Origin of the sequence: Lapillicoccus jejuensis (genome assembly GCF_006715055.1) — a bacterium.
Classification (GTDB): domain Bacteria; phylum Actinomycetota; class Actinomycetes; order Actinomycetales; family Dermatophilaceae; genus Lapillicoccus; species Lapillicoccus jejuensis.
In genome coordinates, this window is the sequence record NZ_VFMN01000001.1 from 223,192 (window position 1) to 245,920 (window position 22,729).

Below are 22,729 nucleotides of genomic sequence, written 5' to 3' on the forward strand. Positions count from 1 at the left end.
TCAGCCGGTGATGGTGATCGGGCTGCCGTTGCTGGTCAGGCGCCAGTCGACCGAGGAGAAGGTCGCCGGGTCGATGGTGCCGTTGGCCGACACCCACGCGATGAGCAGCTCGCGGATCGGCTGCTGCGCGTTGTAGACGACCGGCGCGGTCGCCACGGCGGGGAAGCCGCCGCCGCCGCTCTGGCGGTAGTTGTTGATCGCCACGGTGAAGACCTGCGCGTCGGTGACGGGGGCGCCGTCGTACGCGAGGTCCTTGATGCGCGAGCCGACCGGCTGGGCGAGGTCGATGTCGTAGGTGAGCGGCGCGTCGAGGCCGCCGACGATGTCGTAGTTGTAGTCCGGGGTGCCGCCCGGCGCCTCGGGCGTGACGGCGTTGGTCAGCTGGTCCGGCGTGAACGGGCCGGTGCCGGAGACCTGCTTGAAGTAGGCCGCCGACTTCTCCAGGTAGGCCCTGAGGTCCGCCCCGGTCATCGTGATCCCGACGAGGGTGTTGTCGAAGATGTAGAGGCCGGCGACGTCGCGCACGGTGACCTGACCGGCGGGGATGGCCGCCGCGCGGTTGAACGGCGCCGCGATCGACAGCACCGGGTTGCTCGCCGCGGGCGTGCCGGCGACGGCCGTCTTCACCGCGTCGGCCTGGACGTCGTTGATGAAGTCGATGGCCGGCGTGTCCTCGTAGCGCGAGGTCGCCGCCGACATCGCCGTCGTCGAGGTGCCGACCACGGAGTTGACGTAGGTGAGGACCTTGGTGTGGGCCGGGCGGATGAGCGCCGCGATCTCGGCGTCCTCGGTCGCGGTGTTGGCGTCGAGCAGGGTCGCGCCGGACGACACGACGCCCCAGCGGGCGCCGTCGTACTCCAGGTTGAGGTCCATGACGGTGACCCGCATGCCCCAGTACTTCGGCTCGCTGAGCAGCACCCGCTGCCCGGTCACCTCGTTCTTGACCTTGCGCATCGGGATCTCCGAGTGCGCGTGGCCGACGAGGATCGCGTCGATGCCGGGCACCTGCGCGGCGAGCAGGCTGGAGGCGTTCTCCGGGTAGGGCAGCGCGTCGCCGTACGACGAGCTGGTGTCCATCCCCGAGTGGCAGGAGACGACGACGACGTCGGCCCCGGCCTTCTTCATCCGCGGGACGTAGACCTCGGCCTGCTCGACGATGCCCGGGAAGCGGACCTTGCCCTCGACGTTGGCCTTGTCCCAGATGGCGACGCCGGGCGTGACGAGGCCGAGGATGCCGACCTTGAGCGGCGGACGGCCCGGGCGGGTCGCGACCTCCTTCATCACCCACGGCCGGAAGACCGGCTCGCCGGTGTCCCAGTCGACCGCGTTGGCGCCGAGCAGCGGGTGGTTGAGCTCCTTGCGGAAGCGGTCGAGGTGCTCGAGGCCGTAGTTGAACTCGTGGTTGCCGAGCGCGGCGGCGTCGTACCCGAGGGCGTTCATCGCCATCGCCATCGGGTGCTTGGTGCGGCCGCCGATGGGCTCGATGTTGGCGTAGTAGTAGGCCAACGGGGTGCCCTGGATGGTGTCGCCGGCGTCGAGGGTCAGGCAGCTGCTCGCGCCGCGCTCGGCCCGGACCGCCTTGACGAGGGTGGCCGCCTTGGCCAGGCCGATGTCGTTGTGGGTCGCGTCGTCGTACTCGGCGTTCTTGTAGTAGTCCCAGTTGTAGACGTTGCCGTGCAGGTCGCTCGTGCCGAGGACGGTGAGTCGGAAGCGGTTGCCGGTCGTCGCGGCCGACGCCGGGCCGGCGTTGGCGGCGGCGAACAGGCCGGCGCCTCCGACCGTGGCGAGGGTCAGCAGCTGGCGGCGCGTGGCGGTGTGGTCGAGCGGCGAGGTCATGTGTCTCCCTGGGACGGTGCTCGTGAGGGGCTGGGTACAGCCCGGGAGACCGTATACGGACCGAGGTGGTCTCGGGAAGAACCTGCGGTGACGTGCAGGTGACCGTGAACCGGCGCCGGGGGTGGTCGTTTGTGGAAGATCTTCGAGAAACGACGCCGCCCGGACCACCCCGCACCGTCCTGGCCGAAGATCTTCGAGAAACGACGCCGCCCGGACCACCTCGCGCCGTCCAGGCCGAAGATCTTCGAGAAACGACGCCGCCCGGACCACCTCAGGCCCTCCCAGCCCAGGATGTTCGAGAAGAGGCACCACCCGACCGGTCAGGCGACGCTCTTGCCAGGGAAGTACCGCCGGAACTCCTCCCGGAACATCTTGGTCGGAGCGCATCCCCGGTCCACGCGGGCCTGCTCGATGCGCAGGAGCGTCTCGAGCGGGTCGTCGAAGAGGCCCTCGTTGATGACCTCGACGAACCGCCATGAGTCCCGGCTCAGCTCCTCGCGACGGGTGATGTCACCGACCCAGATCTTGTCCTGACGCCGGTGGTCCCGCCCCTGGTACTCGATCGCGATCTTCGGCTCCTCGTAGGCCAGTTCCATGCGTCGCAGCAGCGTCCCGTCGTCGTCGTGGATCCGGTAGTCGACCGTCGGCTCGGGAAGACCGGCCAGCACGACGAGCAGGCGAAGACGGGTCTCGGGCGGCGAGTCCACCCCTGGTCGGACCAGGCCGGCCGCCCGTCGGACGGTGCCTCGAGCCCACCCGCGCCACTGCGACGCGGCCTCGACCAGCTGATCCGGCGTCACGACCTTGCGTCGGACGAGCTTGTCGCCGACGACGACCAGCTCGACCAGGTCGAGGACGCTGCCGAGGTCGCAGAAGGTCTGGCTCGGGCTGGTCACGAGCACCCCGTGCCGCCTGCTCGTCGGCGGTCGGGCCGTCCGCTGACGAGCCTTGACCCCGGGCAGGAGCACGACCTGCTTGGGCCGCACCGTGATGGTCACGGAGCTGGTGGCGACGCTGGCTCCCCAGAGCTGAGCCGCGGACTCGTGACTGACCACCGCGTCGTCGTACGGGACCGCCTTGAGGGCCGCACGCGCCCGGACGACGTGCGTCCGAGGCACCTCCCGCGAGATGTAGACCCCATGGAAGACTCGCACGAACGCCGTCGAGCCGAGCTCGTACGGCGTCAGCCCCGCCTTGAGCGCCTCCGCCCGGGTGAAGGGCTGACGGACATCGATCTCGCACGATGGAGTGGACATGGCGCGAGCGTGGCGCGTCGACCGACCGCCGCCGGCGGTTCTCCACAGGTCGCGCCGGCCCGGGCGTGGCAAGGGTCGGCTGTGGACGAGCGAGAACGCCGCCCGGCCGGGACCACGTCGCGTTTCTCGAAGATCTTCGCCCCAGAACGCCGCCCGGCCGGGACCGCGTCGCACTTCTCGAAGATCTTCGAGGAACGACAGCGCTACCCCCGCCGGCCCCCCGTCCACGACCACGCGTACACCCCGTCGTCGACGGCGCGGCCGCCCTCGCCGAGCTCGAGCGGCTTGAACGTGTCGACCATGATCGCCAGCTCGTCGAACGCCTCGACCCCGAGCGCCCCCTCGACGGCACCCGGCTGCGGGCCGTGCGGGAAGCCGCCGGGGTGCACCGACACCGACCCCTTCCCGATGCCCGAGCCCTTGCGCGCCTCGTAGTCGCCGTCGACGTAGAACATGATCTCGTCGCTGTCGACGTTCGAGTGGTAGTACGGCACCGGGATCGCCAGCGGGTGGTAGTCGACCTTGCGCGGCACGAACGCGCAGACGACGAAGTTCCACCCCTCGAAGACCTGGTGCACCGGCGGCGGCTGGTGCACGCGCCCGGTGATCGGCTCGAAATCGGAGACGTTGAGCACGTAGGGGTAGAGGCACCCGTCCCAGCCCACGACGTCGAGCGGGTGGAACGGCAGCACGTGCGCCGACCCGACCACCGCTCCCCCGCGGCCGCGGTGCTTGACGAGCACCTCGGTCTCCTCGTCGGCGTCCGCGCCGATGTCCTCGGCGAGCAGCGGGCCCTGCGGCAGGCGCAGGTCGCGCTCGCAGTAGGGCGAGTTCTCCAGCAGCTGCCCGTAGCGCGAGAGGTAGCGCTTCGGTGGCGCGATGTGCCCGGTCGCCTCGATGACGTAGGTGCGGAACGGCTCGCGCGAGCGCTTCGGCAGCCAGCGGTGGGTCGTCGCGCGCGGGACGACGACGAGGTCGCCCTCACCGACCTCGAGCGCACCGAAGACCGTCTCGAGCCGCCCCTTGCCGCGCTCGACGTAGACGATCTCGTCGCCGATCCCGTTGCGGTACCACGGGCTCGGCCTAGCGGAGACGGCGTACGAGATCCGCACGTCGCCGTTGCCGAGGACGAGACGGCGCCCGGTGACGGCGTCGGCGGTGCGCACGGCGGCCGCGTCGAACAGGTCGTGCAGCTTCAGGTGCCGCGGCACCAGCGGGTGGTTGGGCGTCATCGTCTGGTCGGGCAGCGTCCACTCGCGCACGTCGAGCAGCGAGCTGGGGATCGAGCGGTGGTAGAGCAGCGAGCTGTCGGAGGAGAAGCCCTCCTCGCCCATGAGCTCCTCGTGGTAGAGCGCGCCGACCTTGCCGCGACCAGCCGGCCGCCGGTGCTGCGTGTGCCGCTTCGGCGGCACGCTCCCCATCCGCTGGTAGTGCGCCATCGCTCCTCCGTCGCCCCCGCCGGTGGTCCTCCCGCGCGTCGTCGCGCGGGTCGGGCGGGCCGCCGGCCCACGCTACCGCGCAGGTCCCGGACTACCGTGAGGCCCATGCCGACGACGCCGTACGACGCCCCCGACGCCACCGCCGGGGAGCCCCCGGTCAGCTGGCTGGACCTCGCTCCGGACGACCCCTTCGGCGTCGCCACGCTCCCGTACGGCGTCTTCTCGGCACCCGGTCGCGAGGCGCCCCGGGTGGGGGTCCGGATCGGACCGTGGGTCCTCGACGCGGCCGCGGCCGCCGAGCGCGCCGGCATGGAGTCGGGCGCCGTCTGGGCGGCCGACCGCCTCAACCCCTTCCTGGGACAGGGTCCGCACGCGTGGGCGGCGGCCCGGGAGTGGCTGACGACGGTGCTCACCGACGCGTCGTACCGCGACGCCGTGCTCCCGCACCTCGTGCCGCTGGCCGAGGTGACGACGCACCTGCCGATACGGGTCGCCGACTACGTCGACTTCTTCGCCGCCGAGCACCACGCCCGCAACGCCGCCGACATCTTCCGTCCCGGTGTCGGGCTGTCCCCCAACTGGAAGCACCTGCCCGTCGGCTACCACGGCCGCGCCGGGACGGTCGTCGTCAGCGGCACCGACGTCGTGCGCCCCACTGGGCAGCGCGGCCCGGCGCAGGCCGGGGGGTCGCCGACCTTCGGACCGAGCGAGCGGCTCGACGTGGAGACCGAGCTCGGCTTCGTCCTCGGCGGCGCGACGGCCCAGGGGTCCCGGGTGGCGGTCGGCGAGGCGGCCGACCACCTCTTCGGCGTCGTGCTGCTCAACGACTGGAGCGCGCGCGACCTGCAGGCGTGGGAGGCGCAGCCGCTCGGTCCCTTCCTGGGCAAGAGCTTCGCGACGAGCGTCTCCGCGTGGGTCACACCGATGTCGGCCCTCGCCCACGCGCGGGTCCCCGTGCCCGGACAGGACCCGCGGCCGCTGCCCTACCTGCTCGACGGCGCGCCGGCACCGACGACCATCGGCCTGTCGCTCGAGCTGCGGGTCAACGACCGGCTGGTCACGCGGCCGCACGCGTCCGACCTCTACTGGTCACCCGAGCAGCTCGTCGCGCACCTCACGGTGGGCGGCGCCTCGGTGCGCGACGGCGACCTGCTCGGCTCGGGCACGGTCAGCGGCGCGACGCGGGACAGCCTGGGGTGCCTGCTCGAGCTGACCCACGGTGGGCGGGACGCGGTCGTGCTCGACGACGGCAGCACGCGGACGTGGCTCGAGGACGGCGACGTCGTGACGATGACCGCCGTGGCCCCCGGCCCGGGCGGCGGCCGCGTCGGCGTCGCCGAGGTGCGGGGGCGGGTCGTCCCCGCCCGGTGAGGCGAACGGCCTACGACCTCAGCGGTGCTCGCGCGGCGCCATGACGACGTTGGTGCCGGCGAGCTTGTCGTGCAGGGCCTGGTTCTTCTCGTCCCAGAGCGGCCACAGGTAGTCGAGCAGACCGACGATGCCGGTGAGGTAGCTGATGAGCGGGACGACCTGGATGAGGTTGAGCACCCCCGGCAGCGCGATCCGGCGCAGCACGGTGACGGGGTCGAGCCGGCCCGGCCGGTCCCGGCGCCGCACCCGCATGCCGAGCAGCAGCTTGGCCGGCGTCGCGCCCTTCCACAGCAGGAACGCGCCCTGGTAGACGACGAACACCGCCAGCTGGATGAGGACGATGGGCACGATCGCCCCCTGCACCTGCTCGATGAAGGTGGTCGGGTCCGGGGCGGTCGACCCGGCCTCCCCGGCCCGGAAGGCCTGGTCGAAGTACGACAGGTACGCGTCGGTGACCTGACGCAGCCACGGCAGCGCGAGCAGCGAACCGACGATCGAGGTGATGACGCTGTCGATGAGGTACGCGCCGAGCCGGCGACCCCAGCCCGCGAGGACCGCGCCGTCCGGGGTCGTCTTGACGCCGACGCCGACGTACCCCTGACCCGCCGGACCCTGGTACGGCGCGCCGTAGCCGTACGGCGGCGGTGCGGAGGGCGGGTAGCCGTAGCCCTGCTGACCCGGCTGGCCCGGCTGGCCCTGCTGGCCGTAGGGGTTCTGCTGGCCGTACGGGTTCTGCTGCCCGTACGGGTTCTGCTGGCCCGGCTGCCCGTACGGCGCCTGCGGGGCGCCGTACGTCGGCTGCTGCGGCTGCTGCGGCTGCTGCGACGCGGCCGGCGGCTGCGCGTGACCGATGGTCGACCGCTCGGCCGTCGGCGACTTCTTGGGCTGCCGGTGGTCCGTCCACAGGATGCCGTCGAAGTAGCGCAGCTGGGACGCGTCGTCGGGGTCGTCGTACCAGCCCGCACGTTGGCTCATGCCTCGAAGCATAGGTGGCGCGGCCGGGCGCGACCGCGGAGGCAGGATCCGGCCGGGCGCGGTGACGTGCGGAACCCCCCACCCGGCCCTACCGTGCGGGGATGACCACGACCTCCCGGCGCACGGGCGCCCTGCGGACCAAACCGGTCGAGCTCATCCTGGAGCAGCAAGCCGACGAGGCCGAGTTCGCCCAGGAGAACGGCGGCTCCCTCAGGAAGAACCTCACCTCCCGGGACCTCATGGGCTTCGGGATCGGCATCGTCATCGGCACCGGCATCTTCACCCTCACCGGCGTCGAGGCCAAGAACCACGCGGGTCCCGGTGTCGTCGTCTCCTTCGCGATCGCCGGCGTCGTCAGCCTCCTCGCGGCCCTGTGCTACGCCGAGATGGCCTCGACCGTCCCGACCGCGGGCAGCGCCTACACCTACGCCTACGCCACCCTCGGCGAGGTCGTCGCCTGGATCATCGGGTGGGACCTCATCCTCGAGTTCGCCCTGGGGGCAGCGGTGGTCGCGCGCGGCTGGTCGTCGTACCTGGCGAACCTGCTCAACCTGCCCCGCGAGCTGTTCACCGAGGACGCACCGGTCAACGTCGGCGCCATCCTCATCACCGTCGTGCTCGGCATCGTCGCCCTCGTCGGGGTCAAGGAGTCGGCGCGGGTCACCAACGCCCTCGTCGTCATCAAGGTCGCCGTCTGCCTCTTCGTCGTCGTCGCCGGCCTCTTCTTCGTCAAGGCGGCCAACCTCACCCCGTTCGTCCCGCCGGCCCAGCCGGTCACGTCGGGGACGAGCGGCCTGACCCAGCCGCTGAGCCAGGCGCTCTTCGGCATCCAGCCCACCGCGTTCGGCTTCGCCGGCGTCCTCACCGCGGCCGCGGTCGTCTTCTTCGCGTACACCGGCTTCGAGGCCGTGGCGAACATGGGCGAGGAGACCCGCAACCCCAAGAAGGACCTGCCGCTCGGCCTGCTCGGCACCCTCGGCATCTGCACCGTGCTCTACATCGGGGTCAGCTTCGTCGTCACCGGCATGCAGCAGTACTCCCAGATCGACGAGGGCGCCCCGATCGCGGGCGCGTTCAAGAGCGTCGGGCTCGGCTGGGCCAGCGCGCTGATCTCCATCGCCGCCGTCTGCGGGCTGACCTCGGTCATCCTCGTCGACATCGTCGCCATGGGCCGGATCGGCTTCGCCATGGGCCGCGACCACCTGCTGCCCCCGAGCGTCGCCGCCATCCACCCGAAGTGGGGCACGCCGTGGAAGATCACCCTCGCCACGATCGTCCTCGTCGCCCTGCTCGGCGCGTTCGTCCCGCTCAGCGCGCTCGCCGACATGGTGAGCATCGGCACGCTCTTCGCGTTCGTCGTCGTCTCGCTCGCCGTGCCGATCATGCGGCGGCGCCGCCCCGAGATGGAGCGGCCCTTCAAGGTGCCCTTCTCCCCCGTCATCCCGGTGCTGTCGGCGCTGGCCTGCCTCTACCTCATGACCAACCTCAGCCTCGAGACGTGGCTGCGGTTCGTCGTGTGGATGGCGCTCGGCTTCCTCATCTACTTCGGCTACGGCCGCAGGAACGCCAGCGTCGCGACCTGGGACGACCACCACGGGACGCAGGACGCGCGTCCCGCGGACGCCTGACCGGGAAGCCGCTTCCCTCGCAAGGACCGACGAAGGGCGCCGTACGGGGACCCCGTACGGCGCCCTCCGGCGTGCTGTCGCTCAGAGGTTGCCGCGACGCTCCTGCTCGCGCTCGATGGCCTCGAAGAGGGCCTTGAAGTTGCCCTTGCCGAAGCCGAGCGAGCCGTGCCGCTCGATGAGCTCGAAGAACACCGTCGGGCGGTCGCCGAGCGGCTTGCAGAAGATCTGCAGCAGGTAGCCGTCCTCGTCGCGGTCGACGAGGATCTTGCGCTTCTGCAGCTCCTCGACGGGGACCCGGACCTCGCCGATCCGCGAGCGCAGCTCCTCGTCCTCGTAGTACGAGTCCGGGGTGTCGAGGAACTCGACCCCGTTGGCGCGCAACGCGTCCACGCTGGCGAGGATGTCGTTCGTCGCGACGGCGAGGTGCTGCGCACCGGCGCCGCGGTAGAACTCGAGGTACTCGTCGATCTGGCTCTTGCGCTTGCCGACGGCCGGCTCGTTGAGCGGGAACTTCACGCGGTGGTTGCCGTTGGCCACGACCTTGCTCATCAGCGCCGAGTAGTCGGTCGCGATGTCGTCGCCGACGAACTCGGCCATGTTGACGAAGCCCATGACCCGGTTGTAGAACGCGACCCACTCGTCCATGTGACCGAGCTCGACGTTGCCGACGACGTGGTCGAGGGCCTGGAAGATGCGCTTGGGCTGGCCCTGGCGCGGCTGGTACGAGGAGGTGCGCTCGACGTGGCCGGGCAGGTACGGGCCGTCGTACCGCACGCCGTCGACGACGCGCTGGACGAGGCTGTGACGGGTCTCGCCGTACGTCGCGATGGCGGCGACGAGGACCCGGCCGTGCTCGTCGGAGAGCTCCTGGACCTCCTGGACGACGGTGGCGCCGGCCGTGCGGGCCTGCTCGACGCAGCGGTGCACGTCAGGGACCTCGAGGGCGATGTCGACGACGCCGTCGCCGTGGCGGCGGTGGTGGTCGGCCAGCGGGCTGTCGGGGTCGACGGCGCCCTGGAGGACGAAGCGGATCGAGCCGGAGCGCAGCACGAAGGAGACGTGGTCGCGGTTGCCGGTCTCCGGGCCGCTGTAGGCGACCAGCTCCATGCCCCAGGCGGACTGGTAGTAGTGCGCGGCCTGGGTGGCGTTGCCGACGACGAAGACGACGGCGTCCCAGCCCGTCACGGGGAAGACGTCGGTGCTCTCGTCGTACTCGACGAGGCCGACGAGCTGCTTGAGCTGCTCGACGTCGAGGTGGGCGTCGCGCTCCTGCGCGGTGAGGGTGTCGGTCATGAGCCGAGGGTGGAGGGTGGCCCGCGGCTGGTCAACCGTACCCCGACACGGTGGTCAGCCTGCGCACCCTGTCCCCCACAAGGGGGCCGAGGCTGCACAATGTGTCCATGCCCACCGTCGACGCCCTCGACGCCCGTCTGCTCCAGCTGCTCGCCGCCGAGCCCGACGTCGGCGTGCTCGGCGCGTCGCGCCGGCTCGGCGTCGCCCGCGGCACCGTCCAGTCGCGGCTCGACCGGCTCGTCGCGCGCGGGGTCATCGCCTCGTTCGCGCCCCGGCTCGACGCGGCCGCCCTCGGGTACCCCGTGACCGCCTTCTGCACCCTCGAGATCCGCCAGGGCGGCCGCGGTCACGGGCCCGTCGTCGAGCACCTGCTCGCCATCCCCGAGGTCCTCGAGGCGCACACCATCACCGGCACCGGTGACCTGCTCATCCGGGTCGTCGCCCGCGACAACGCCGACCTGCAGCGGGTCATCGACCTCGTCGTCGACGAGCGGCACGTCGTCCGGGCGGCCACTGCGATCTCGCTGTCGGAGCTCATCGGGCTGCGCCACCTGCCCCTGGTGGACGCCGCTCGACAACAGCAGTAGTTCTAGTTAAAGTAGAACTATGTTGTTCCGGGTCGACCCGACCTCCGCGCAGCCGCTCTTCGAGCAGGTCGCCGGGTCCGTGCGTCGCGCGCTGCACGAGGGCGAGCTGGGGGCCGGCGACCGGCTGCCCCCCGCCCGCGAGGTCGCCGGGTCGCTGCAGGTGAACCTGCACACCGTCCTGCGCGCCTACCAGCAGCTGCGCGACGAGGGTCTGGTCGACCTGCGACGCGGCCGCGGGGCGGTGGTGACCGGCGCCGACCCGGCCGCCCACGCCGCCGTACGGCGCGCCGCCCGCACCCTCGTCGAGGCCGCCCGCACCGCCGGGCTCCAGGTCGACGAGGTCCACCACATCGTCTCGCAGGAGTGGTCATGAGCAGTGTCCCCACCGGCCCGTCGACGCCCGCCGCCCCGGGCTACGGGCGCTTCCTCGCCACCGTGGGCGGCGCCGTCGGTCTCGTCCTCGCCGTCGGGTTGATCGTCGTCGCCACCCGCTGGTCCTCCATCCCCGAGGTGGTCGCCAGCCACTGGGGCCGGGACGGCGTCGACGGCACCTCGAGCCGGGGCGCCCACCTGCGGCTCCTGACCGGCCTCACCGTCGGGCTGCCGCTCGGGCTGGCGCTGCTCGCCCGTGCGGTCCCGGCCGACGGGCGCCGGCTGCTCGCGGCGGTCTGCGGCGCCGTGGTCGTGCTGGTCGCCGCCGTCGGCTTCGGGGGCCTGGCCCAGCAGGCCGGTCTCACCGACCCCCGCCGGGCCCCGGACCCGTGGCCGTTGCTGGTCGGCGGTCTCCTGCTCGGGCTCGTCGTCGGCGCGGTGCTGTGGCGGCTCAACCCACCGGCGGAGACGCGGCGCCGGCCCGGCACCCCACCGCCCGCCGACGCCCCGCGCCTGCCCGACGGGGGTGAGGGCCGGCTCGCCTGGGTCGGGCACGCCTCGCCGAGCCCGGCGGTCAGCGCCGTCGTCGGCGGCGCGCTGTTCGTCGTCGCCGCGGTCGTCGGGCTGCTCAACCCCTGGGGCGCGCTCGTCCCCGTCGTCGTCGGGCTCGGTCTGCTCGTGGCCCTGCACGCGACGGTCACCGTCGACGAGCGCGGGCTGCGGGTCGCGTCCGGCTTCAGCACCTGGCTGCACGTCCCGCTCGACCAGGTCACCGGCGCGGACACGACCACCCTGTCGCCGCTGAAGGAGTTCGGCGGCTACGGGCTGCGCTACGGCACGGGCAAGCGCGGCTACGTCGTCTCGGCCGGCGAGGCCCTCGTCGTCCACCAGGCCGACGGGACGACGACGTACGTCACGACGGTCCACGCCGACCGCGCCGCCGCGACCCTCAACACCCTCCTCGCCCGCCTCCCCTGACCTGCGAGAACCCCACGTGTTGCTACTTCTCGACGCGCGAGCGGGGTGCCCGGGCACCCAGTCGGGCGTCGAGAAGTAGCAACACGTGGGGTGTCGGTCAGCGGCGGCCGACGAGCCACCTGCGGATCGTGTCGATCCGCGCGGCGACCTGCTCGCTCGAGGCGGCCTCGAGGGTCGGGCCGCCGCAGGAGCGCCGCAGGTCGGTGTGCACGACCGCGTGCGGGACGGTCTTCTTGCGCGCGTAGGCGGCGACGAGCCCGTTGAGCTCCTTGCGCTGGGCGGCGAGGGCGCGGTGCGCCGACACCGGCGTCTCCCCCACCCGCTTCGGCCCGGACGACTGCTGCTGCTGGCGCTCGCGCAGCAGCGTCGCGACCTGGTCGGGCTCGAGCAGCCCCGGCAGCCCGAGGTAGTCCTGCTCCTCGACCGACCCGGACTCGGCGTGCAGGCCGAACTGCTGCGCGTCGAAGAGGACGTGGTCGAAGTGGGCGTCGGAGCCGAGGGCCTCGAAGGTCGTCTCCTCCTCGCCCGGCTCGTCCTGCTCCCGATTCGCCTCGGCGAGCAGACCCTCCTCCGGCCCGTACGGCGACTCCTCCGCCGTCGCGGCGAGGGGCTTGCTCAGCACGTGGTCGCGCTGCTCCTCCAGCCGCGCGGCGTGGTCGAGGACGACCGGCACGCTGGGCAGGAACACCGACGCGGTCTCCCCGCGGCGTCGGGCCCGCACGAAGCGGCCCACGGCCTGCGCGAAGTACAGCGGGGTCGACGTCGACGTCGCGTAGACCCCGACGCACAGCCGCGGCACGTCGACGCCCTCGGAGACCATCCGGACCGCGACCATCCACCGCGACGTGCTCTGGGCGAACTCCTCGATGCGCTCCGAGGAGCCGGCGTCGTCGGACAGCACGACGGTCGGCCGCTCACCGGTGAGGCTCGCGAGGATGCCGGCGTACGCCCGCGCCTGGGTCTGGTTCGAGGCGATGACGAGCCCGCCGGCGTCCTCGACGTGCCGGCGCACCTCGGTGAGCCGGGTGTTCGCGGCGGCGAGGACCGAGGGGACCCACTCGCCGGCCGGGTCGAGCGCGGTGCGCCACGCGTGGGCGGTGAGGTCCTTGGTCAGCGGCTCCCCGAGCCGCGCCTCGAGCTCGTCGCCGGCCCGGGTGCGCCAGCGCATGTTGCCGCCGTAGGCGAGGAAGATGACCGGTCGCACGACGCCGTCGCGCAGCGCCTCGGCGTAGCCGTAGGAGTAGTCGGAGGCGGAGATGAGCGCCCCGGCGGTGTCGTACTCGTAGCGCACGAACGGGATCGGCGAGGTGTCGCTGCGGAAGGGGGTCCCGGTCAGGGCCAGGCGCCGGGTCGCCGGCTCGTAGGCCTCGCGGATCGCGTCGCCCCAGGACTTGGCGTCGCCGCCGTGGTGGATCTCGTCGAGGATGACCAGGGTGCGCCGGGTCGTCGTCAGCTGCCGGTGCAGCCCCGGCCGGGCGGCGACCTGCGCGTAGGTGAGGGCCAGTCCCTGGTAGTCCTCCGAGGTGCGCCCGGCCGAGTTGCTGAACTTCGGGTCCAGGTGCAGCCCGACCCGCGCGGCGGCGTCGGCCCACTGGGTCTTGAGGTGCTCGGTGGGGGCGACGACGGTCACCCGGTCGACCACCCTGCGCCCGATGAGCTCGGTCGCCACCCGCAGCGCGAACGTCGTCTTGCCCGCCCCCGGGGTCGCGACCGCGAGGAAGTCGCGCGGGTGCTCGGTGAGGTAGCGCTCCAGCGCCGCGGCCTGCCACGCGCGCAGCGCGCCCGCCGTCCCCCACGCCGCCCGCTCCGGGAAGGCCGGGGACAGGTGCGAGGCGGCTGACGTGCTCATAGGGCCACGAGCCTAACCCGCCCGGCGGGCGCTCCCGGACAGGGACACGGCCCGCGGAGCGTCCGTTCTGTCCGGTACGGCGTGTCGCCACCGGCGTGTCGTCGTCCGCCCGATCCCCTTGTCGGAGAGCACGATTCGCCTACCACACGCCGTACGGCGCCGCGAACCCGCAGGTCAGCGGCGTGCCGCCGCCCATGACGTCCCGAGGCGCCGGTCAGGTCAGCCCGGACGGCCACCGCCGGGCCCCCGGACCCTGGGCGGCGAGGGCGTCGTCGGCGTTCCACGCGGGGCAGCTCGTCGTCGACAGGCAGCCGCAGCCGATGCACTGCCCGGTGGCGTCGCGCAGCGCGACGAGGGCCTCGATGCGGGCGTCGAGCGCCGGCCGCCAGGACGCCGTGAGCCGGCCCCAGTCCCGCCGGGTGGGCACCCGGCCCTCCGGCAGGCTCGCCAGGTGCTCCCGGATCTCGGCGAGCGAGAAGCCCACCCGCTGGGCCGCCCGGACGTAGGCCAGCCGCCGCAGCACGTGCCGCGGGAAGCGGCGCTGCCCGCCGGCCGTCCGGGTCGCGGAGACGAGGCCCACCGCCTCGTAGTGCCGCAGCGCGGGCACGGTGAGCCCGGCCCGGCGGGCCACCTCGCCGACCGGCAGCAGGTCGTGGGACTCCACGCGCCCACGCTAGCGGGCTTGATCTCCAGTGCGCTGGAGGTTCTTCGATGGCAGCATGAGGCCGACCCCGACCAGCAGGACGCAGACCGAGACCGTGAGCGACTCCCCGACCGACACCCGACGCGCCCCGGGCCTGCTCGACCGCGCCCACCTGCCCTTCGTCGTCGCCACCCTCGGCCTGGTCACCCTCGGCGCCTTCGAGAACCGCGCCACCGCCACCGTGCTGCCGGTCGCCGCCCGCGAGCTGCACGGCCTCACCCTCTTCGGGGCGGCGACGGCGGCGCCGCTGGCCAGCTACCTCGTCGCGACGACGGTGGCCGGCCTGTGGGCCGACCGCCGCGGCGCGGTCCCCCCGCTGCGCCTGGGCCTGGTGACGTTCGGTCTGGCCCAGGCGGCCACCGGGTTCGCGCCGAGCATGGCCGTCGTCGCGGTCGGCCGGCTCGTCTCGGGGGTCGCCGAGGGGATGCTCGACGTCTCGCTCACCGTCCTCGTCGCCGCCGCCCTGCCCGAGCGGCTGCGCCCACGGATGTTCGCCGCCATCTCGACGGCGTGGATCCTGCCCTCGGTGGTCGGGCCCGGTCTCGCCGGCGCCGTCGCCACCGCGGCCGGCTGGCGCTGGGTGTTCCTGCTCTCGCTGCTCCTGCTCGGGCCCGCGGTCCTCGCGCTGCGCCCGAGCCTGCGCGCGGCCCGCGACCTGCCCGGCCCGCTCGGCGCCGGCGGCGCGGCCGGCCCCGTCGTGCGCGGCGCCGTCGTCGCGGCGCTCGCGCTCACCGCCCTCACCGCGCTGACCCCGCTCGCGGGGCGGCCCGGCGCGACGCCGTACGCCGTCGTGCTGCTCGTCCTCGCCGCGGCCGTCACGCTCGTGGCCGTGCACCCCACCCTGCCCACGGGGACGTTCGCGCTCGCGCCGGGCGTCCCGGCCCTCGTCGCGCAGAGCGCGCTGCTGGCCGCCGCGTTCGGTCTCGCCGGCACGTACATCCCGCTCATGCTGACGACCGTGCGCGACGTCGGCCCCGGGCTGGCGGGGGCCAGCCTCAGCGTCACCGGGGCGTTCTGGTCGCTGGGGTCGTGGCTGCAGAGCCTGCCCGCCGCCCAGGAGCGCACGACGCCGGTGCAGCGGGTGCGGCTCGGCTTCCTGCTCATCGCGGTCGGGGCGGTCGGGCCGCTGCTGCTGGCCGTCACCGGGGTCCCGCTGTGGGCCGGGCTCGCGCTGTGGGCGGTGGCCGGGACGGGCATCGGGATCTGCTCGCCGACGCTGGCGACGACGACGCTCGCCCTCGTGCCCGAGGACGGCCGCGGCCGGGTGACGGCCGCGCGCTCGATCGCCTCGGCCGTCGGCCAGGGCGTCGTCCTCGGTGGGGCGGGCGCGCTCGTGGCCGCGCACGCCGACGACCTCGGCGGGGGCGACTTCGGGCTCGTCGCCGCGGTCGCCGTCGCGCTCGCCGCCGTCGGGGCGCTGACCGCCGGGCGGGTGCGCCCGCCCGGCTGAGCGGTCCTACTCCCCGCCGTCCTGGGGGGCGCGCAGGCCCTCGTAGATCTCCTTGCAGGTCGGGCAGACCGGGAACTTCTGCGGGTCGCGGCCGGGCACCCAGACCTTGCCGCACAGCGCGACGACCGGCTCCCCGGACAGCGCGGACTCGAGGATCTTCTCCTTGCGCACGTAGTGCGCGAAGCGCTCGTGGTCGCCCGGCTCCTGCAGCTGCTCCTCGGGGCTGGTCTCGGTGCGCTCGAGCACGCCCGTCGACGTGCCCGGCCCCTGCGGCTCGCCGTACGCCGGCTGCGGCTGGGGGGCGAACGGGTCCTGCGGGGGCTGCGTGCTCATGGCGAGGAGTCTAGGCACGCGGCGCCCGCCGCCGGGCCCACCAGCGCCACCGGCGCGGGGGCGCGGGCGGTGCCGCGCTCGCCCCCGCGTCCGCCGCCGGCGAGGCCTCCGTACGACGTCGCGCGTCCTCGGCGCGCAGGGCGCGCCACCGCGCGAGCACCTCCTCGACGTCGACCGTCGGGGCGAGCAGCGGCGGGAGCGGGCCGGTGGCCGGGCGCAGCCGGTCCTCGCGCACCCGCCGGTTGAAGTCCTCGAGCACCTCGCGGGCGTCGGCCTCCCGGGACACGTCCCGCAGGCTCTCGGGGAACCCGGCCGCCTCGCGGCGCAGCGCGAGCGGGGCCGGCAGGGCGGCCGACAGGTCGAGGTGCTCGCGCTCGGCGTAGGCGCGCACCCACCAGTCCGGGTCGTGGGGCGAGTGCGGGTCGCCGAGCCCGGTCAGCGGCTTCCCCGCGCCCGGCAGGTCGTCGAACTCGCCCCGCTCCTGGGCCTCGCGGATCTGCCGCTCGACCCAGGTCTCGCCGTACGACTGCGACACGGGCGGCTCCTCTCGGGGACGGCCCGGAGCGCTCGCGGCGCCCCCGGCCGGGAGGCCCAGTCTAGGTCGGGTCACCCGAGGCGGCGGGTGCCGTGGACCTCCTCCGGCGTGGTGCGCAGCGGGCCGCCGTCGCGGCCGGCGACCGGGACGTCGTCCGCACCGGCGGCACCGGCGGCGAGGCCGGCCGCGGCACCCACCTTCGTCGTCATCGAGGAGGGGGTGAGGTACGAGCCCTGGACCCGCACGGTGAACGTCGTCGCGGTCCGGGCGACGACGTCGATCGTCACGCCGTCGACGACCTGGTGGGTGCCGGCGCCGAGCACGTTGTCGAACGAGTACGGCGTCGTGCTGGCCGGCTCCTGGCGGCGGCAGAGGCCGTAGCCGAGGTCGGTCCAGTAGGCCGGGTTCGACGAGGAGTGGTCGTAGCACCCGCTCGGGCTGCCGGCGACGGCCGTCCCGCTCTGGCGCACGCGGGTGACGACGACACCGTCGTGCGCCTGGTCGAGCATCGTCGGGTCGCAGATCGACGAGCTCGGGTCGCCCGGGTCGGTGACGACGTGGCAGTACTGCCCGTGCAGCAGCCCGTCGGCCGGGCCCGCGTCGGTGCCGTTGGGCCCGGTGACGCCGGCGCGGCCCTCGATGGTCAGGACGCTCCACGGGTCGCGCGGGTCGCGCACGACGACCACCTGGGTGCCGGCGGTGTCCGCGTCGTCGTTGTTGGCGACGTCGAGGGTGTACGTCGTCACGCCGCTGTGCACGACCGACTGCCGCGAGGTCATCCAGCCGGCCGCGAGGCGGTCGAAGGCGAGCGCGCTCTGCGGCTTGCAGGCGTACTGGAAGCCCTTGCCGTCGTCGCACCAGCCGTTGTCCGGGCCGCCGGCCGTGCCGCTCATGAGGTCGACCGGGCTGTCGTACTCGTCGGCGGGGCCGCCACCGGTGGCCGAGTGGTAGGAGTGCGGCCAGTGCAGCGTGTGACCGAGCTCGTGGGCGACGAGGGCGATGTTGCGCTGGTCGGTGGCCGGGGTCGGCGACTGGCCGTAGAAGGCCGGCAGCCCGCCGACGAAGAAGCCGCGCCCGCTCGTGGACGGCGGGCCCTGGTGCAGGACGTCCTGGTTCGGCGAGGACGTCGTCGGCAGGTAACCCGGGCCGCCGAACCCGAACGGCGTCAGGCGGTCGTCGACGACCATGACGTTGGTGTAGGCCGACAGGCCGGTCGAGGCGAGGGCCTTGTCGAGGCAGTCGCCCGGGCCGGTGCTCGACGCGCTCGCCGTGAGGGTCACGGTCTGCAGCGCGTTGTAGAAGGTCGGCCGGTAGGCGTTGCCGGAGACGTTGGCGTAGTAGCGGGCCACGGTGTTGTTGGCCCAGCCGGCGAGCGCGCTGACGTCGGTGCTGGCGCCGGGGATCGCGGTCCACGAGGCGTCGTACCCGGGGTAGTTGTCCGGCACGTGGCACTTGACGATGCCGATCGAGTCGGAGCCGACCACCCGCTGCATCGGCGCGCGGTAGACCAGCGCGCCGCGCACGGCGTCGGGGCTGGTGTTGACCGCCAGCGACGGGCAGGGCGCGGTCAGGCCGCTGGGCCGGGGCGCGGTGAGCGAGCCGGCCACGTCGACGACGAGGTCGGTGGAGACGCCCGCGGTCGTGAGGCAGACGCTGCCGTCCGGGGCGAGCGGGGCGACGACCATGTTGGAGACGACCTGGCCCGGGCCGTAGTTGAGGTTGCTCGTGCGCGGCGCCGTCGGGCCCTGCGGGTAGACGGTGGTGTAGCCGGACGCGACGGGTGCGACGGCGGTGACGTTGAGGACGACGGCGGTCGCCGCACCGAGGCCGACTCGGCCCGCGACGGGCAGGGTGAGGGTGGCGCCGGCCGGCTCGGGGCCGACCCCGGACATCCGGCCGTCGGCGGTGGCCCGCGCGCGGGTGTCGAGCAGCCGGGCGGGGCCGGGCAGCGGGACGAACGTCGTGGACGGCAGGGTGGCGGCGACGTCGACGACGACGTCGGTCACGCCCGGGCTGTAGACGCAGACCTTCCCGGCGCCGGCGCCGCTCGTGCCGAGGCCGGTGACGGCGGCGTTCGCGCGGGTCGTCCCCGGCAGGTAGTTGATCGTCGAGGCGGGCGTCGTCGGCTTGGCGCCGCACGGGTAGACCGAGAGGAACCCGGAGGTGCGGGCACCGACGGCGGTGATGTTGAGCACGACCGCGGTCGCGCTGGTGGGGACGCCGCCGCGACCGGCGACCGGGACGGCCAGCTCGGAGCCCCACACCATCGGGCCGCGACCGGTGACGTCGGTGTCGACGGCCGGGCGGCCCGGCCGGGTGTCGACCAGGCGCACCGGGGACGGCAGCGGCGACGCGCCGCCGGTCGGGAACCAGCCGCTGACGTCGACGACGACGTGGCTGCGCCCCTGCACGAGCAGGCAGACGGCGCCGCCGTTGCCGACCCCGACGAGGGCGGCGTTGGCGACGGTCTGGCCGGGCGCGTAGTTGACCGTCGACGAGACGGGCGCCGGGCGACCGCAGGGGAAGACGCTGACGTAGCCGGAGGTCGTCGACCCGACGGAGGTGACGTTGAGCGAGACCGCCCCCACCCCCGAGGTCGGCAGGCCCGCGCGTCCGAGCACGGGCAGGGTGAGCACCTGGCCGAAGGCCGGCATCGCCCCGGTCCGGGTGTCGAGGAGCCGGGAGGCCGACGCGAGCGGCACGAAGCCGGTCGGCGTCGCGCTGGCCGGGAGGGCGACGCCCCCGAGCAGACCGCCGAGGACGGCCGCGACGGCGGCCAGCCCGATCAGGCGCGGTCGCCGCCCGGAGGGGCGGGGGGCGCCGTACGGCGTCCCGGTGGTGGACCGGGGGCGGTGGCCCCCGGGACGGAGGCTGAGCTCGAGCCGACCCATGTCGCGTTCCTCACGTGAGCGTCCGCGGGCACGGCAGGAGGCCCGCGCCCGCACCATCGGCCGGGGCGGCGGGGACCTGAACGCTTCGGTGCGGGAGGCGCGTCAGTTCATCGAGGGGTCGTCCGGGAAGCTCGCGACGAGCCGCAGGCCGTCGCTCTGGCGCAGCAGCACCTGCTCCCACATCCCCGACGGCTCCGGGGAGAAGGCGTCGCGCGGCTCGTGGTCGACGAGGTACCAGTCGCCGCGGGCGATCTCCCCCTCGAGCTGCTCGCCCGACCACCCGGCGTACCCGGCGAACACCCGCATGCCCGCCACCTCGGGCGCCACGAGCGCGGGCGGCGCGTCGAGGTCGACGAGACCGAGCCCGCCGAAGAGGTGCTTGACCCCCAGCGGCTCCGGGTCGTCGCCGGGGACGGTCACGAGGCCGATGGCCGAGTCGGTCTCGACCGGCCCGCCGCGGAACACGCTAGCCGGCCGGGTCGCGACCGCTCCCCACCCGGGCAGCACCGCGTCGACGTCGGCGGACAGCGGCTGGTTGAGGACGACGCCCTGGGCCCCCCGCTCGTCGTGGTGCAGCACGAGCACGACCGAGCGCCGGAAGACGCCCTCGCCGATCTGCGGGGTGGCGACGAGGAGCCGTCCGGCGTGGAACCTGGACGTGGTCGGCACCCGTCCATCATCACCCGCCGTCCCGGCCCGAGCGGCCCCGGACACGATCGGTCGCCCCCGAGAACGTCGGGCTCCACCCGAGAACCGTTGTCCGGCGGAGGCGGACATTATCGGGCGACCCGATAATGTCCGGCCCCGCAGGAGAACCGTTCTCCGGCGGGGCCTCACCATGTCCGGCGAGGTCGGGGAACGCCGCCGCCCCGCCCGCGCAGGGCGGGACGGGGCGACGACGGGGGCCGTACGACGACCCGGGGTGGCTCAGTAGCGCGGCTCGCGGCGCGAGGCCGTGCGGGGGGCCGGACGACGGCCGGGACCGCCACCGCGCGGGCCGCCGGGGCGACCGCCGCGCGGACGCGCCGGGGCCTCGATGAGCCGGCGGTAGACCGCGTCGGGGACGGGGACGCCGGACGGCTCGGTGGCGCCGGCGGCGACGAGCACCTCGTCACCGGGGGCCGCGGCGACGGGGGCCGTGTCGACGCCCGCCTCGCGCAGCTGGCGCTCCATGGTCCGCTTCTGGTGCGGCAGCGCGAGGGTGACGACGGCGCCCTTCTCCCCCGCGCGCGCCGTCCGGCCCGAGCGGTGCAGGTAGTCCTTGTGGTCGGCCGGCGGGTCGACCTGCAGGACCACGGTGACGTCGTCGACGTGGATGCCGCGGGCGGCGACGTCGGTGGCGACGAGGACCGGCAGCGAGCCGTCGCGGAACGCGCCGAGGACGCGGTTGCGCACGCCCTGGCTCAGGCCGCCGTGCAGCGCGGCCGCGAGGACGCCCTGCTCGCGCAGCTCGCCGGCGACGCGGTCGGCGCCGAGCTTGGTGCGCACGAACACGATGGTGCGGCCGGGACGACCGGCCACCTCGGCGGTGATCCGCTTCTTGTGGTGCGGGTGGACGAGCAGGACGTGGTGGTCCATCGTCGACACGCTGGCCTGCGCCTCGTCGGTCGAGTGCACGACCGGGTCGGTGAGGTAGCGCTCGACGAGCCCGTCGATGCCGGAGTCCAGCGTCGCGGAGAAGAGCAGTCGCTGACCGCCGCCGGGGATCTTGTCGAGGATCGCGGTGATCTCCGGCAGGAAGCCCATCTCGGCCATGTGGTCGGCCTCGTCGAGGACGGTGACGACGACGTCGTCGAGCTCCACGGCGCCGCGCTCCAGCAGGTCGGCGAGCCGACCCGGCGTGGCGATGAGCAGGTCGACGCCGCGCTCGAGGGCGGAGATCTGGTTGGTGTAGCTGAGGCCGCCGGCGACGAGCTTGTGCCGCAGACCGACGACGTGCACGAGCGGCTCGAGCACGTCGGAGACCTGCATGGCCAGCTCGCGGGTCGGCACCATGACGAGCGCGCGGGGGCGGCGGGCGGCCGAGCGGCCGCGCTCGTCGGTGAGGGCGAGCAGCCGGGTGACGACCGGGAGGCCGAAGGCCAGCGTCTTGCCCGAGCCGGTGCGGCCGCGGCCGAGGACGTCCTTGCCGGCGAGGGCGTCGGGGACCGTCGCGGACTGGATCGGGAACGGCGTGGTGATGCCGTCGCGGGCGAGGCGCTCGACCAGCCGCTCGGGCAGGCCGAGGGCGGCGAAGCCGTTGTCCTCGGCCACGGTCACCGGACCCGTGACCACGTGCGCGCTCGTCGCCTTGGTCCAGGTGTCCGCGGCGAGCCGCTCCGACTCGGCGTCCTGGCCGGGACGGGTCGGGTGGCCGGCGGTGTGCGCGTGGCCGCCGTGGCGGGGCGCGTCGTCCCGGCGACCGTGGCGCTCGCCGCGCGACGGCTGGCTGTCCCAGGAGCGGGCCGGGCGCTCCTCGCGGGGTCGGTACGGCGCACGGTCGTCGCGGCCGGCGTAGCCGCCGCGCTCGGCGCGCTCGCCACGGTCGTCGCGGCTGCGGAACGGACGGTCCTCACGGGGGCGGTACGGCGCACGGTCGTCGCGGCCGGCGTAGCCGCCGCGCTCGGCGCGCTCGCCACGGTCGTCGCGGCTACGGAACGGACGGTCCTCACGGGGGCGGTACGGCGCACGGTCGTCGCGGCCGGCGTAGCCGCCGCGCTCGGCGCGCTCGCCACGGTCGTCGCGGCTGCGGAACGGACGGTCCTCACGGGCGCGGTACGGCGCACGGTCGCCGCGCTCGCCACGCTCGTCCCGGCCGCGGAACGGACGGTCCTCACGGGGACGGTACGGCGCGCGGTCGCCACCACGGTCGTCGCGGGAGCGGAACGGGCGGTCCTCCCGGGGCCGGAAGCCGCCGCGGTCACCGCGGTCGTCGGAGCGGAACGGGCGCTCGTCGCGCGAGCGGAACGGGCGGTCGCCGCGGTCGGGGCGGTCGTCGCGGTCGGCGCGGGCGGGACGGTCCTCGCGCGGGCGGAAGGAGCGCGGCTCGGCGCCGTCGCGGTGGTCGGGGCGGCCGCGGCCGGCCGGGGCCTTGCGAGCGGCGCTCTTCTTCTCGGTGCTCCAGCGCGGCTTCTTGGCGGAGGACGGGGAGGTGGACGGGGTCATGACAGCAATCAGCTCACTCACGTGACTCGGGGCGGACACGCCTCGAGCCACGCCTGGTGCGTGACCCCAAGAAGACGAGCCCTCGGGAC

At 74.2% G+C, this 22,729-nt stretch carries 18 protein-coding genes; 6 read left to right on the forward strand and 12 right to left on the reverse strand.

All coding sequences use genetic code 11. From position 1 onward, the window contains the following. The 3 genes from FB458_RS01055 to FB458_RS01065 form a co-directional block, all read right to left on the reverse strand. Window positions 1-1,836 (reverse strand): bifunctional metallophosphatase/5'-nucleotidase, encoded by a 1,836-nt coding sequence (locus tag FB458_RS01055; RefSeq protein WP_141845995.1) that lies wholly within the window; start codon window positions 1,834-1,836, stop codon window positions 1-3. A gap of 320 nt (window positions 1,837-2,156) precedes the next feature. After that, entirely contained in the window at window positions 2,157-3,092 is a 936-nt protein-coding gene (locus tag FB458_RS01060; RefSeq protein WP_141845997.1) for a hypothetical protein, read from the reverse strand. A 203-nt stretch (window positions 3,093-3,295) separates the two neighbouring features. Then, the gene (locus FB458_RS01065; protein ID WP_141845999.1) at window positions 3,296-4,531 is read right to left on the reverse strand and encodes a homogentisate 1,2-dioxygenase; all 1,236 of its coding nucleotides are present in this window, start codon (window positions 4,529-4,531) and stop codon (window positions 3,296-3,298) included. Between the two features lie 105 nt (window positions 4,532-4,636). On the opposite strand from FB458_RS01065, the gene fahA reads away from it, so the two are divergent. Then, a complete protein-coding gene (gene fahA, locus FB458_RS01070) occupies window positions 4,637-5,902 on the forward strand; it encodes a fumarylacetoacetase (protein ID WP_141846001.1) in 1,266 nt (421 codons plus the stop codon). 18 nt (window positions 5,903-5,920) lie between these two features. Here the strand turns inward: fahA and FB458_RS01075 are convergent, their stop codons facing one another. Continuing rightward, on the reverse strand, window positions 5,921-6,877 hold the full coding sequence (locus FB458_RS01075) for an RDD family protein (RefSeq protein WP_170185523.1): 957 nt from the start codon (window positions 6,875-6,877) through the stop codon (window positions 5,921-5,923). Window positions 6,878-6,978: 101 nt separating this feature from the next. Between FB458_RS01075 and FB458_RS01080 the strand changes: the two genes are divergently transcribed. Then, window positions 6,979-8,505: an amino acid permease gene (locus FB458_RS01080; protein ID WP_141846005.1), complete on the forward strand. Its 1,527-nt coding sequence runs from the start codon at window positions 6,979-6,981 to the stop codon at window positions 8,503-8,505. Between the two features lie 81 nt (window positions 8,506-8,586). Here FB458_RS01080 and hppD read toward each other — a convergent pair whose 3' ends face one another. After that, entirely contained in the window at window positions 8,587-9,798 is a 1,212-nt protein-coding gene (gene hppD, locus FB458_RS01085; RefSeq protein WP_141846008.1) for a 4-hydroxyphenylpyruvate dioxygenase, read from the reverse strand. 107 nt (window positions 9,799-9,905) lie between these two features. Between hppD and FB458_RS01090 the strand changes: the two genes are divergently transcribed. Genes FB458_RS01090 through FB458_RS01100 form a run of 3 tightly spaced genes read left to right on the forward strand, consistent with a single transcriptional unit; the run spans window position 9,906 to window position 11,735 of the window. Then, window positions 9,906-10,385, forward strand: a complete 480-nt coding sequence (locus FB458_RS01090; protein WP_141846010.1) for an Lrp/AsnC family transcriptional regulator — start codon at window positions 9,906-9,908, stop codon at window positions 10,383-10,385. Window positions 10,386-10,404: 19 nt separating this feature from the next. Beyond that, window positions 10,405-10,758 carry a GntR family transcriptional regulator gene (locus FB458_RS01095; RefSeq protein WP_141846011.1) on the forward strand — a complete coding sequence of 118 codons (354 nt, stop codon included), beginning with the start codon at window positions 10,405-10,407 and terminating at the stop codon, window positions 10,756-10,758. Continuing rightward, window positions 10,755-11,735, forward strand: a complete 981-nt coding sequence (locus tag FB458_RS01100) for a DUF1648 domain-containing protein (RefSeq protein ID WP_141846013.1) — start codon at window positions 10,755-10,757, stop codon at window positions 11,733-11,735. Before FB458_RS01095 ends, FB458_RS01100 begins: the two co-directional genes overlap by 4 nt. Window positions 11,736-11,832: 97 nt before the next feature. On the opposite strand, the gene FB458_RS01105 is transcribed toward FB458_RS01100, so the two are convergent. Both FB458_RS01105 and soxR read right to left on the reverse strand, forming a co-directional pair. After that, window positions 11,833-13,584, reverse strand: coding sequence for a DEAD/DEAH box helicase (locus FB458_RS01105; RefSeq protein WP_141846015.1), 1,752 nt, complete (start codon window positions 13,582-13,584; stop codon window positions 11,833-11,835). Window positions 13,585-13,798: 214 nt separating this feature from the next. Beyond that, complete coding sequence (gene soxR, locus FB458_RS01110; protein WP_141846017.1) at window positions 13,799-14,248, reverse strand: redox-sensitive transcriptional activator SoxR; 450 nt, start codon at window positions 14,246-14,248, stop codon at window positions 13,799-13,801. A 94-nt stretch (window positions 14,249-14,342) separates the two neighbouring features. On the opposite strand from soxR, the gene FB458_RS01115 reads away from it, so the two are divergent. Then, window positions 14,343-15,737 carry an MFS transporter gene (locus tag FB458_RS01115; RefSeq protein ID WP_170185524.1) on the forward strand — a complete coding sequence of 465 codons (1,395 nt, stop codon included), beginning with the start codon at window positions 14,343-14,345 and terminating at the stop codon, window positions 15,735-15,737. Window positions 15,738-15,743: 6 nt separating this feature from the next. Here the strand turns inward: FB458_RS01115 and FB458_RS01120 are convergent, their stop codons facing one another. The 5 genes from FB458_RS01120 to FB458_RS22010 all read right to left on the reverse strand — a co-directional run bounded on the left by FB458_RS01120 (window position 15,744) and on the right by FB458_RS22010 (window position 22,640). Then, on the reverse strand, window positions 15,744-16,070 hold the full coding sequence (locus FB458_RS01120) for a DUF3039 domain-containing protein (protein ID WP_141846021.1): 327 nt from the start codon (window positions 16,068-16,070) through the stop codon (window positions 15,744-15,746). Between the two features lie 10 nt (window positions 16,071-16,080). Next, window positions 16,081-16,605: a DnaJ family domain-containing protein gene (locus tag FB458_RS01125; protein WP_141846023.1), complete on the reverse strand. Its 525-nt coding sequence runs from the start codon at window positions 16,603-16,605 to the stop codon at window positions 16,081-16,083. 71 nt (window positions 16,606-16,676) lie between these two features. Continuing rightward, window positions 16,677-19,496 carry a hypothetical protein gene (locus tag FB458_RS01130; protein ID WP_141846025.1) on the reverse strand — a complete coding sequence of 940 codons (2,820 nt, stop codon included), beginning with the start codon at window positions 19,494-19,496 and terminating at the stop codon, window positions 16,677-16,679. 102 nt (window positions 19,497-19,598) lie between these two features. Beyond that, a complete protein-coding gene (locus FB458_RS01135) occupies window positions 19,599-20,165 on the reverse strand; it encodes a YqgE/AlgH family protein (protein WP_246061001.1) in 567 nt (188 codons plus the stop codon). A gap of 258 nt (window positions 20,166-20,423) precedes the next feature. After that, window positions 20,424-22,640, reverse strand: a complete 2,217-nt coding sequence (locus FB458_RS22010; RefSeq protein ID WP_141846029.1) for a DEAD/DEAH box helicase — start codon at window positions 22,638-22,640, stop codon at window positions 20,424-20,426. Window positions 22,641-22,729: the final 89 nt, after the last annotated feature.